Source organism: Bacillus sp. 05T31 (genome assembly GCF_056396725.1).
The window spans coordinates 1-11,240 of record NZ_JBFTMA010000220.1 but is presented as its reverse complement, the minus strand read 5'-3'; the positions used below and the strand labels follow the sequence as shown (position 1 = coordinate 11,240).

The following is an 11,240-nucleotide window of genomic DNA, read 5'->3' as shown; positions in this document are numbered from 1 at the left end:
GCTTTTGCTAGCTGCTTCTTTTATTTATGAAAAAAAGAAATTTCCATTCAAAATTAGATTCTACACTGTATGAAGACTTATTAAATTCTTTAATTCTTTCAAAATCACTCGTATATTCTTAACCAAATTTATTCTCTTGCAAGAAAAAACTTCCCTTACTTAACTCTTCTAGTTCTAAATCTTCTTCATCAATATCTATCCCATAATTATAAAAATGATATTCTTTTACTACATTTTCATCTACACCAACTACAAGCAACACATCATTACGGTCTATAATTATAAATACTTTCATTCCTCATTTTTTATGCCGTCACCCCTCAATTTATGTAAAAATATGTTATAATTTTTCTATAATTTTATAGAAAGGAGCAATTGCATGTCATTAGAATTATTTCAGTTTGTTTTTAGTCAAGTTATTACAGGAATCGGCGTATATTTTACATATAAATCTTATAAGCAAGCTAAACAAAAGGCCACACATCGAAATTCAGAAGACACCTTTGAAATAATAGACTTTGAGATTTCATCTACCGATAAAAAAATTAAGCAAGTACTAAATTTCATTCCTTCTTTAATTGCTTTATTTTTTTGTGCATTTATAGCTAATTCACTATATAATAATTTGTCTATTATTCAAAACTCTCCATTAATCTCTTTTGACGAAAGAGAAACTATACTTTCTATTATTGCACGAGTTATATCTAATGGATTGCAAACGTTTGGTTTGTTTATTTATGCATTCATCATTTTGTATTCCATATTTTTTATTATTAAGTATTCATTGTTACAAAGGCCTTTTAAATTTATTAGTACACCCATCCAAATTCTTTTTTGTATTGCGACAATATTTTTAACTTATAATATAGCCGAGATTTCATTAAAAATTGAGTTGGGAAACTTGCTCGCAAGCTCAATAAAGAATACGCAAGTTACACCACTTAATGATTTATCTTCCATACTATCAACTATGTCTCCCATCTTAATATTGGGGCAAATCGTTATTTCTATGTTTTTCTTTGTAGAATTAATGAAAAACTTTCATACAAATCAACAATTCTTAACTTCTGACTTAAAAAAGGATGGATTCAAAATTCCCCTAACTTTTATTTTGTTAACATATTTCATAATTTTCCACACCCCCATTTAATTAAAAGGGGTGTTATCCTGCTTTTTTTCTATTAAATACATATCTTTTTTATACTCATTCTCTTCATATTCAAATCATAGTAAAAACTAATTACATTGAATGCTAGGAAAAAATCCTAGTATTTTTTTGATTTCTCTAATATCAGTCGGTCCTTTCCATTTCTCCTCACTTTCCCACTTCTTTTTAAGCTTTCCAACATAAGTAAAGCTACGATCATACATAATACTAATTCCCTTTTGATTCATACGATACGGTTCCCCTCCGTTCAATCTATTTACTTATGAATGGATTATTTTTTTAATTTCTAATATGCAATAGTGCATATTTCGTACTTTCAATTTTTACACATGCAATAATTTTTTTATAAAAATACAAAGTATTAGTAAGGATGATTTATATGAACAAATTCCGAAAGAAGATTATTAAATCGTTACAAACATTTTGGGGAGGCTTAGCATTCGGTATATTAATTTTTGCTATCTTCTTAATTATGGATTTAACAGATACGCCTTTAAATACATTAAGCTGGAGAGACTGGATAGGTTTTGCAATAGGCGCATCCATTATATCTGTAGGGATATTTACTTTAAGTAAATTGGATTTAAAATAAATTTTCCGTCAATACTGTATATAGACTGTATGCCATAACTCATTTGAAGTAGTTTTCTCTGTATCTCCTTGTATTGAGCAGTTAGCTTTTGCTTGCTGCTCTTTTATTTACGAAAAAAGATGAGGTTCTTTATAATAATTCTCCCTTATTTCTCAATATAAAGATACTCGGATTTTTGTTAACAATCTTTTACTAATTGAAAAAATCTATAAAGTTGATGATGAATTGAAGTTTTTGTTTATAAATTTATCCTCGTTAAAACAAAAAGAGATGTCCTAGTACCATATCTAGGACATCTCTCCATTTTACTCAACTTATACATAACTTATCTAAATCTCTAGATCCTATACAGCTCTAACAATTAAACAATCATTAAATATATCTTCTACCTAAAACATAGTATTATCATTAGCCGCCTCATTTGGAATCTCTTGAATTACATCCCAGTGTTCGACAATCTTACCATCCTTTATACGAAATATATCCACTATAGCAACTCCCTTATCTTGAGAGTTAGCACGAGAATGTACATGAAGAGCAACTGTATCTCCTTCAGCTACTACACGTTTAATTTCTGCAGAGGAGTTAGGGTTTTTAACAAAATCCTCCTTAAAGAAATCCATGAAAGCTTTTCGTCCATCAGCCACAAAAGGATTATGTTGCTTATAATCTTCACTTACATATTTAGGGATGATATCGATATTATGTTTGTTAAAAACTTCATTATAGAAATCAACTACCATCTTTTTATTCTTTTCTTTTTCTGCCACATCATCTTTCGATACTGGTGCAACATTCTCGCTCTTTATTGAGTTACCTTTGGCATTACCAGTGAAGGATTGAAATGTCAAAGTCGACACAATTCCTAAAATAAACACAGAAATAATTATTATTATTAAATTTTTCTCTAATTTCATATATATCTACCTCTTCTAATTTTATAATTCACCTTCGATAACACGCTTAATAAAGGAAAAATCTTTCCCAGAATGTGATGTAAGAAATATTGTTAGGAAAATCCATCTATCCTAACAATACTCCTTATACGAGGCATATTTGAAACTGGTAACTCTAACTTAATACCTCATTAACAGTTGCACTGTCCACAATTTGAATAAACTTCTTAACCTTATCGTTCTCATCAAACTCATAAAGATGACAAAAATCTGCTATGAATGATTTCCCTGTTACTTTATATGTTCCACTATATTTTCCATACACGATAACAGTATTGTTATTAAAAGCATAAATTTCATCTTTAGCACTATAGTTATCCCATTCAGTTCCAAGACGTTCATGTACATTTTTCACTACTTCATCAGGACCTATATAAGTGCCCGCATATGGAAACCCAGCAGCTTCTGTCCAAGATACATTTTCACTTAAATATGTTTTGAAAGCATCCATTTTTCCCTCGCCAGTTAACACATACGTTTCATGTAATAGTTTTTGATATTTATTCATAGCATTAACCCCATGGCATTTCTTTTGTTACAACTTTTGCACTTAATTCCAATACACCTTTATTAGCATAGCCTGGATATGCTGTTTCAAGCTTTGCCACAAAATCTTTTGAAGTGTTACTTTCTTCAGAAGCTTGAATTGCAGTTCTTAGATAATCCATAGTTGCAATAATCGCTTGATTATCTAAGGATTTTTCGATTGATCCATGGCTTGGTACAATAATGTCAGCATGTAACGCTTGTAATACTTTCAAGTTCTCAATCCATGCCTCCATTGCTGCTTTTGAGCTAGTATCTGCTAAGAACACATGGATTTCGTTAAATACATCAATGCCTCCAATCAATAATTTTAGCTCTTTATTAAATAAGCTAGTTCTGTAATCATCTAAGCCTACAAGTTCAAATGTTAAACCTTGAAAATCAATTGTTTTCTCTTTAATAACTTGAGGTAATACCACATTGTTTGGTGCATTTTCTCCTAGTACATCTTTCCAAACTTTTAATTTCCCTAATACAGAATGAACAATATGTTCAACAGTAGACTCTGTTGCATACGCTATTGCTCCTGGGTAAGCAGCTTTAATACTTTCTAACCCAAAGTAATAATCAGGATCCCCATGTATAATAAAGATTTTATCTAGGGATAAGTTATTGTTTTTCAGATAATCTACAATTTCTTTCGAATCAGATTGAGTAAATTTTGAGTTTATTAAAAATGCATGTCCTGCTTTCTCAACTAAGGTTGCAGTTACCATAAAACTTTTTTCATCCGAACTAAACACCGTCAATTTTACATCATTTAGATTTGTATCGATTGTTTTAAACATAGAATGTTATTCTCCTTTTCTTAAAGTTATTGAATAGATAACAAATTTTTATCTTGTTCCGACAGAAGGCCCCTCCTCAATTCCCCTGCATAGTTAATCGCACCAGCAAATAGATAGGAGATGTATGTCGGTTGGCGTAAGCTAACATGTTTGCTACTATGGCCTATAGTAAAATCAGAACCGGACCTTCGTTAAAAACAAAATGAAAATATAATTTTTATAAGAAAGATTTAAGGCCATCCACTTGGTGCCTTTTTTAAAATGTTAATTGTTATATACTTTAACTTAAAATTCTTTAATATAAATTTTTAAAACGTGCTTCAATTTTATCTGGCGTCATTACCCCGCCACCAATAGGGATAATTTGATTATCCTTTTGTAAAAGTAATGAAGGATAACTATTAACACCAAGCTGTCGMACYTTATTGAAATCRTTTTGKACATCTAYWATTGTTTCTTGAGCRTTTAAWCGYTCTAKTACTTGTTCAGGRTCCAAACCATGCTCRATTGCAATCTTACGATATGTTTCAGGRTCACTCAGACTTTGSCCCTCATAATAAAACGCTTTTTGCATAGCCGAAGTGAATTCTAACAAACGGTCTGGCGCTAATGAACGTAAAGCGGAAAAGCCAATTGCAGCATCTTTCGAATTCATTTTAAAAGTACCTTCTTCCACCAATTTTTGATATGAAGGACCAAACTCTGCACCTGTAAGTTGATTAATTCTTTTATTTCCCTCTTCTATATATGAGAAATTTTTTATTGGTAACTCATCTAAAAATAACCCTCCACATAAAACCGTTAACGGCACTTCAGTGTGTTTTTGGTAAAATCCTTTAATACTTTCTGAAAAGCCATAGCACCATCCACAATATGCGTCCCATACATATATAAAGTTACCTTGTTTCGTTTCCATTTAAATCTCCTACCTTTATTTTTATTTACCAGTTCAGCTATCACTTAAAATTCTCAGCCAACTTTTTGGTTTGTAAAAGTACATCTTTTTTAGTATCTTGTTCTTTTTTGAGGCACCTTACTATATTTTTCAAAAACTAACCCTTTCAAAGAAAGAGCRACTAAGATTTTTAGCAAAAGACAACGATGTATATTATTGCCCCAAAGTAGAAAATACTACAGTACGGAATATGCATTTCTTTTAATATGTCAGTAACTATCTACCCTTAGCGGCAACGTGTGAACCACCATCCTTAAATAAATATACAAATCGTATTTCCACTTAAAATAGGTATCGGTTGTAACTAATTCGATTACAACTTTATGTAACTATATTAGTTACAACTGAGACGAAAGTCAATTCTTTTTTTATAAAAAATATTAAATTTCTACCCTAACGTTTTCAAAAATCCGGTTAACAATAAAATATAACTTTAGGATTATCGCTTAATACCTATATACCCTTTCATTTTTATTAAATAAAAAGAAGCTACTCTAATTCAAGTAACTTCTTTTCATAATTATTGACTTATTCTTACTATTTCTTTTAGATATCTCTGCATATTTTGATTTACTGCATTATAGATTCTTATCCTTTTGTGTAGCCCATTTCCAGGAATAACCTGCGACTACGCGACATAATTCATGATCTTTATTTAAAGATTTCATAGAATCATTTAATTCTGTAATAGATTCCATTACTTTAAAGTCATAGCCCTGCAATAATCCTTCCTCATAAACACCAACATTATTTGCTATTTGTAAATATTTACGCAACCATGCTAAATATTGATCTCCAGATTTTAAACGGAATTGTTTATGTAAGAGATGCCTCTTATAATTCACTGTCAACTGTTGGAATACATCTGTATCTATATCTGCAGGTCGGATTGTTTGGTATGGATCATAAACCACAGTTAAGTGATACGCGAATGTTTCTATTAACTCCAACTCAGTTGTATAGCCATTATCAGTGACTAAATGTTTTAAATCACGTGCTTGTTTGCCAAAATATTGTTTCAGACGATGTGCTTCATCCACAAAAACATACTTATATTTAGAGCCCCTACTTTTTGCCTGCTTAATAAATAGTGAAGGTGACAGCACCGTAATACCTTGTAGACCTAGTTTGTTCATTAAGCTCTTATATAAATTTAATGAGTGATTTTGCGGAACAACAAGTGCTATATCTTCATAATTCAATCCCTCTCTCGCTTTACCAGTTTTATTGTCATAAGCAAGCGCATATAAGATATTTGTTAATACAATTGTTTTACCGGTACCCGGGTCCCTTGTAATCAAATGTCGACTATTTGATGTGGTAAGCATCGTATTAAAAATGTCTTTACAAACCTCAATTTGATTAGCCGATAGTTCTTTAAATGGTGAATATTTATAAATAAATTTATTATGTATCTCACCTAAATTCTCACTAGCTACCCCTTCTTCAATTAACTGATTCCAAATTTCTTTAAACATAATCTGAACATTTTCAATCCCGTTATAAGAATGAATCTTTTGGCCCCTAACTTTATTCAGTAAGTTAAATTTATCATCTGCAGATAAATATTCAATTAACAATGTTTCAATATGCTTAATCGAACTTTCATTAAATAATTCGCTTTTTATTACAATAACTTAATTGAATGTTTTACTTTCATCACTTAAATGTGCAACGAAACGCTCATAAATATCTGTGGACTTACCTACATATAAATTCTTCTTATCTCGTTGAATATAGACTACTGGTACACTATCAATTTCAAAGTCTCTCGTACAGCCTTGCTCAAACGCCTTTCGCTTCTTCTTAATTATTTCAAATGAAGATAATTTTGCTGCAAATGATATCATTTAAATAACTCCCCACTTTTTAAATTGAATAATATTTGAGTGTGTGGATTGTATACTCGCTGAATACAATCCACACATACAAATCACAATCCCAACCATCCTCTTTCACAAAAACATTTCAAAAAACTGTAAAACGATTATCGCTTTACAGTTCGTCATATTTTTTATTACTTCCAAATGCTTTTTCGACAGGATATTTCTCTGCATTCTTTAATAACTTAGCATGTACTGCCTCTTCTAAATCAATATTCAATTTATCACTTAACATAAGCAAATAAATCATTACATCAGCTATTTCTTCTTTCATTTCCTGCATTTTAGTTTCTGTTGCTTCTTCACTAGACTTCCATTGAAAAGTCTCAAGTAATTCTGCTGCCTCTAAATTTAATGAAATTGCCAGATCCTTTGCATTATGAAACTGACCCCAATTTCTCTCATCTCGAAATTTTATTACTGCCTTTTGTAAATCTTGCATCACTATTAATCCCCTCTCTTATTCATACTATCTTTTCAAAATAAAACGCATTATATATAGAATCTCAACTAATTCACCTTAATCCAGATATAATCGTCCTCATATTTAACATTTAATTTTAATCGGATTCCCTTCATATATGCATCTAATTGCTTTGATAGGTTCTCATCACCGATTTGATCATATCTATCTACCTCTAAATATAACTTAAAGATACTTCCTTTCGTTAATTCAAACTCCCATTTTAGAAAGTTATGTAACATACTTTCCTTACTCATGTATTCATTTGCTTCCATAAATTCTAATAGTTCATATAAATTATAATATACTAAGCTACTTGGCCTGAGATCTTGACATTTTGGACAATATTCTCTATATCTATCTTGCAATTGCATAATCATTTCTGTACCACATTGATTACAGTTATACATGTAGCAATCTCCTTCAATTCTCTTATGTTCTTCATACTCTTGAAATTATAAATTATACTATTTTGTTTWAMAAATRTTYYTCTTATGCMACTKAAAGTATAATTTATTYTCYRGGYGAATTTCTATCTTAGCTTTGGGTGTTAATCCAAATATCAAATAATCTGTTTCTACTATCAATGGAGAAATATGCAATCGCCCCTGGCCATCAAATGTAATAAACCCTTTATCATACAGGGCATCATGATTACAGCAAAGGAGCACACCATTATAAGAATTTAAACGCTCCATACTTGTGCTATCTTTCCATGGCTTTGAATGACTCGCTCTTAATAATTCTGGTAAATTTATTCCGCATAATGCACATTTCCCGTTCCACAGCTCCATTAATGCTTTCCTGAATTTTTGCTGTCCAATACGGATTGTAGCTTTCACCTTAGATTCCGTTTCAGATATAACAGGAATTAATGTGTTATTTTCAGTCCTTCTTACCTCATCAACTGATAATTCTAATTGCTCATTTTTCTTCTCATAAATGTTTGAATCACTTATTAGTTCAATTAATTTAAGAGCTAATTCTTCATTACATGGGTATAAATAACCTTGATTTCCATTTGCATCTGATTGAAAAGGAGAGTATTTAATTGGTAAAAGCTGCGATATCTCTTCAAAATTCTCACGTATATTAATTGTTTTTTCTAACTCATGATATTTTAAAGACACCAGATAACCTTCATCATTCCATTGATCATGACTTTTCATAATCGATGGTTTATTCGATTCCTTACAATCTTCTTCAGCAATACTAACCGCCACAATATTCCCTTTTACATAATGAAAGATTCGATCTCCTTTTTTTACATCCATCATTCTTTTCCATGAATGTGGTACATTACCACCTCTATCTTTTTTTGGTGACCAAATAATTCCTAATTCCTTTTCTTCTTGATAAGTATGTCCCTGCATAACAATAAAATGGTTCATATATTCTCTCCTAAAGCGTATATTTACTACACTGATTTCTATTTAATTTAATACTAAAAAACTCTCCTACGATTAGCAAATAACCTATTTAAGTTTTTACTAATAATTAATTATACATTTATTATTTCATACGATTTTTTTCTCATAAATTAAATCCCACACACAATGATGTTAACATGTAAAAATAATATAGTTGTTTTACAATAAAGTACATATCACACAAATATCTACAAAAGCAGCACATGCGCTATTATTGATTTTTGTGATAAATGGAGAGTTTTAACTAAATACTCATTTATGCAAACAAAAGAGTTGACCTAAAAGGTCAACTCCTCTGCTTCAAATTCTTTATTTCTCTTCTTCCTTTTTTTCCATTTCCCGTTCATTTTTAGCGATTAAATCATGAAAATGCTCTTCTTTGTTTTCTTCTATATACTTCATAAGTTCTTTAAATTCCATTCATATCGCCTCCTATACTTATTATATCAATAATATTATAAGTTGTCAGGAGATTATAGAAATTAAATCTATTTATTATTTTATAAAATTTATTAAATGTATGTTCCCTAAAAAACAAGAGCTGATTTTTCGTTAAATTGATTATTTCGAGATTCATCAACAATAATTTCTTTTGCTTGTTTTGATTCTTTAAAAGCAAAAATTTCTGGTTGCTGACCCGTATTATCATATAAGCTATAACAATCTATCAAATCTTTAATTTTACAAAATGTAGTTGCTACTTTCATATGGCTTTCTTCAATAATATGTTCCGGAACCAATCTTCCTGTTAGTTTAAAACGCATGATTGATCGTTCTAAAGCAACCTTTATTGGAACATCTACAATGATTGCATTAATACTGAATTCAGCTTGTCTTAATTGTTGAATCAATTTTTTATATTTCTCTACATTTTTCATTGTACCATCATACATAAAGTTTATTTTTCTCTTCATACAGATTTTTAAAAGTTCCATGGTAATATCACTGCTTTCATCATGAACCAAAAAGGCTGCTTGTTTTATTAGTTCTGTGTCCCCTGATTCCATTAATTGTTGATATTCTGGTATTTTTTCTTTGATCTTATCAGAATCTATCCAAATCATATGTTTCTTCTTACGTTTATACCCCTTACTTACTAACTCTCCAATTGAGCTTTTTCCAGCAGCAGAACCACCACCAAGTAATATGGCTTCAGGTTCTTTTTCTTGCTGTGAATGTTCATTTAAAAATGATTCAATAATCTCATTATGTAGATCCTTACGTTCTATTACATACTCCCCATTGTTTACGTATCTTTCTCGGGTTGTTCTCAATTCGTCTTCTCCTCTTCTATAAATGAATTATTAGGTTCCCTTCAAAAGTTAGAGTACTTACTCTAACCCTGTACTTATAACTTTGATTTCTCGTCTCTACTTGAGATCATTCTTACTATGATTCCATATAGCTCTTTTAGTTAGATGCTATATTTTTCAATTCATCATTACACATTCCTTCTAAACAATCATATTTCTCTCTAACTTAATACCTACTCTATATATCCACTTAAACAAACAAAAAAGGACTCCTTTAAGTCGATTAATTGTGCATAGCAAAATAAGCTATATACACTAATCGGCTCAAAGAAGCCCTTTCAAAATTGAAACAAGAACACAACTTGCTTCTACAACTCAACCACAACACATAAGGTGTGGGAATAAACGGAATCAATTAAAATAACAATATACCTATATATTACATAATTTAGTTATTATTATCAAGATGATCTAGTTAAATAATGTGTACTGACTTTTGCATTAATTTTTGGAATATCACGCTCTACTTCCAATAAAGTATGAGAAAAATCAATATTTTATTAGTATAGTTAATATATGTACCCACTAATTAATTGCGTCTCTTTAACAGTGACCCATACATTCCACTTTATTATTTAACCTTGGACTGTTTTTACCACATATATTATATAAAAATAAGAAATTCTCTCAAAAAAATTCTTTCTTTTTATATAAACTTATACACACACATTACAATTCATGTTAATATAACAATATTGCAATTTTATTGTTAATATTTTATAACAGGAGATGAAAAGATGAAARGACTTGAATTTTCAACTAGCCTATTATTCTTTTGGATAAAAGGTAGAGTAGACGTTGATAATAGGTTTATAAAAACCAACTTATCAAACACATTATTAGGATTTATTCCTGCAGGTAAAGACCAACAAAACATTCCTCTAAAAAATATTTCTGGATCTATGTTATCTACGAAATATTATTTTAAACCAATAATTTTGGGAATACTAATCATTTTATTCGCATTAGCTACTTTTAGTGGTAGTTTTCTTGGTGGCTTAATTTATCTAATAATAGGTATTGGAATTGCAGGTAGCGGTATTCAAACAATATTAAGAATTGAAAAAGCTGGAACACCTTATCATATAAGTGTCCCATTCTTTGAAAAAGAAAAAATGCAATTATTAAACGATATTATACACAACG

At 30.1% G+C, this 11,240-nt stretch carries 13 protein-coding genes and 1 pseudogene; 3 read left to right on the top strand and 11 right to left on the bottom strand.

Going from position 1 to position 11,240, the window contains the following annotated elements; all coding sequences use genetic code 11:
* Window positions 1–118: 118 nt before the first annotated feature.
* Window positions 119–295 (bottom strand): hypothetical protein, encoded by a 177-nt coding sequence (locus AC1DJR_RS14750; RefSeq protein ID WP_214931524.1) that lies wholly within the window; start codon window positions 293–295, stop codon window positions 119–121.
* An 84-nt stretch (window positions 296–379) separates the two neighbouring features.
* Here AC1DJR_RS14750 and AC1DJR_RS14745 point away from each other — a divergent pair, with 84 nt between their 5' ends.
* Complete coding sequence (locus tag AC1DJR_RS14745) at window positions 380–1,150, top strand: hypothetical protein (RefSeq protein ID WP_477002896.1); 771 nt, start codon at window positions 380–382, stop codon at window positions 1,148–1,150.
* Between the two features lie 86 nt (window positions 1,151–1,236).
* On the opposite strand, the gene AC1DJR_RS14740 is transcribed toward AC1DJR_RS14745, so the two are convergent.
* Complete coding sequence (locus tag AC1DJR_RS14740) at window positions 1,237–1,395, bottom strand: hypothetical protein (protein WP_404489758.1); 159 nt, start codon at window positions 1,393–1,395, stop codon at window positions 1,237–1,239.
* Window positions 1,396–1,547: 152 nt separating this feature from the next.
* On the opposite strand from AC1DJR_RS14740, the gene AC1DJR_RS14735 reads away from it, so the two are divergent.
* Window positions 1,548–1,760 carry a hypothetical protein gene (locus AC1DJR_RS14735; RefSeq protein WP_404489756.1) on the top strand — a complete coding sequence of 71 codons (213 nt, stop codon included), beginning with the start codon at window positions 1,548–1,550 and terminating at the stop codon, window positions 1,758–1,760.
* Window positions 1,761–2,149: 389 nt separating this feature from the next.
* On the opposite strand, the gene AC1DJR_RS14730 is transcribed toward AC1DJR_RS14735, so the two are convergent.
* The 9 genes and pseudogenes from AC1DJR_RS14730 to AC1DJR_RS14690 form a co-directional block, all read right to left on the bottom strand.
* Complete coding sequence (locus AC1DJR_RS14730) at window positions 2,150–2,677, bottom strand: nuclear transport factor 2 family protein (protein WP_215586228.1); 528 nt, start codon at window positions 2,675–2,677, stop codon at window positions 2,150–2,152.
* 154 nt (window positions 2,678–2,831) lie between these two features.
* The gene (locus AC1DJR_RS14725; RefSeq protein WP_042889832.1) at window positions 2,832–3,224 is read right to left on the bottom strand and encodes a nuclear transport factor 2 family protein; all 393 of its coding nucleotides are present in this window, start codon (window positions 3,222–3,224) and stop codon (window positions 2,832–2,834) included.
* Between the two features lie 4 nt (window positions 3,225–3,228).
* Window positions 3,229–4,050 carry an MBL fold metallo-hydrolase gene (locus AC1DJR_RS14720; RefSeq protein ID WP_404518223.1) on the bottom strand — a complete coding sequence of 274 codons (822 nt, stop codon included), beginning with the start codon at window positions 4,048–4,050 and terminating at the stop codon, window positions 3,229–3,231.
* A gap of 295 nt (window positions 4,051–4,345) precedes the next feature.
* Window positions 4,346–4,966, bottom strand: coding sequence for a DsbA family protein (locus tag AC1DJR_RS14715; protein ID WP_477002895.1), 621 nt, complete (start codon window positions 4,964–4,966; stop codon window positions 4,346–4,348).
* A gap of 623 nt (window positions 4,967–5,589) precedes the next feature.
* A pseudogene (locus AC1DJR_RS14710) lies at window positions 5,590–6,855 on the bottom strand (DNA/RNA helicase domain-containing protein); the annotation flags it as partial.
* Between the two features lie 145 nt (window positions 6,856–7,000).
* Window positions 7,001–7,330 carry a nucleotide pyrophosphohydrolase gene (locus AC1DJR_RS14705; RefSeq protein ID WP_016096863.1) on the bottom strand — a complete coding sequence of 110 codons (330 nt, stop codon included), beginning with the start codon at window positions 7,328–7,330 and terminating at the stop codon, window positions 7,001–7,003.
* 68 nt (window positions 7,331–7,398) lie between these two features.
* Window positions 7,399–7,761 (bottom strand): hypothetical protein, encoded by a 363-nt coding sequence (locus tag AC1DJR_RS14700; protein ID WP_340853231.1) that lies wholly within the window; start codon window positions 7,759–7,761, stop codon window positions 7,399–7,401.
* Between the two features lie 57 nt (window positions 7,762–7,818).
* Window positions 7,819–8,742, bottom strand: coding sequence for an HNH endonuclease (locus AC1DJR_RS14695; protein ID WP_477002894.1), 924 nt, complete (start codon window positions 8,740–8,742; stop codon window positions 7,819–7,821).
* Window positions 8,743–9,308: 566 nt separating this feature from the next.
* A complete protein-coding gene (locus tag AC1DJR_RS14690) occupies window positions 9,309–10,055 on the bottom strand; it encodes a zeta toxin family protein (protein WP_016093841.1) in 747 nt (248 codons plus the stop codon).
* A gap of 776 nt (window positions 10,056–10,831) precedes the next feature.
* Here AC1DJR_RS14690 and AC1DJR_RS14685 point away from each other — a divergent pair.
* Window positions 10,832–11,240: hypothetical protein (locus AC1DJR_RS14685; protein WP_477002893.1), on the top strand; the 409-nt coding region annotated here is incomplete at its 3' end.

Bases quoted from the DNA above. Each gene is read 5' to 3' on its own strand.
- AC1DJR_RS14740 (WP_404489758.1), bottom strand. From the start codon at position 1,395: ATGAATCAAAAGGGAATTAGTATTATGTATGATCGTAGCTTTACTTAT.
- AC1DJR_RS14735 (WP_404489756.1), top strand. From the start codon at position 1,548: ATGAACAAATTCCGAAAGAAGATTATTAAATCGTTACAAACATTTTGG.
- AC1DJR_RS14750 (WP_214931524.1), bottom strand. From the start codon at position 295: ATGAAAGTATTTATAATTATAGACCGTAATGATGTGTTGCTTGTAGTT.
- AC1DJR_RS14720 (WP_404518223.1), bottom strand. From the start codon at position 4,050: ATGTTTAAAACAATCGATACAAATCTAAATGATGTAAAATTGACGGTG.
- AC1DJR_RS14705 (WP_016096863.1), bottom strand. From the start codon at position 7,330: ATGCAAGATTTACAAAAGGCAGTAATAAAATTTCGAGATGAGAGAAAT.
- AC1DJR_RS14730 (WP_215586228.1), bottom strand. From the start codon at position 2,677: ATGAAATTAGAGAAAAATTTAATAATAATAATTATTTCTGTGTTTATT.
- AC1DJR_RS14745 (WP_477002896.1), top strand. From the start codon at position 380: ATGTCATTAGAATTATTTCAGTTTGTTTTTAGTCAAGTTATTACAGGA.
- AC1DJR_RS14700 (WP_340853231.1), bottom strand. From the start codon at position 7,761: ATGTATAACTGTAATCAATGTGGTACAGAAATGATTATGCAATTGCAA.
- AC1DJR_RS14725 (WP_042889832.1), bottom strand. From the start codon at position 3,224: ATGAATAAATATCAAAAACTATTACATGAAACGTATGTGTTAACTGGC.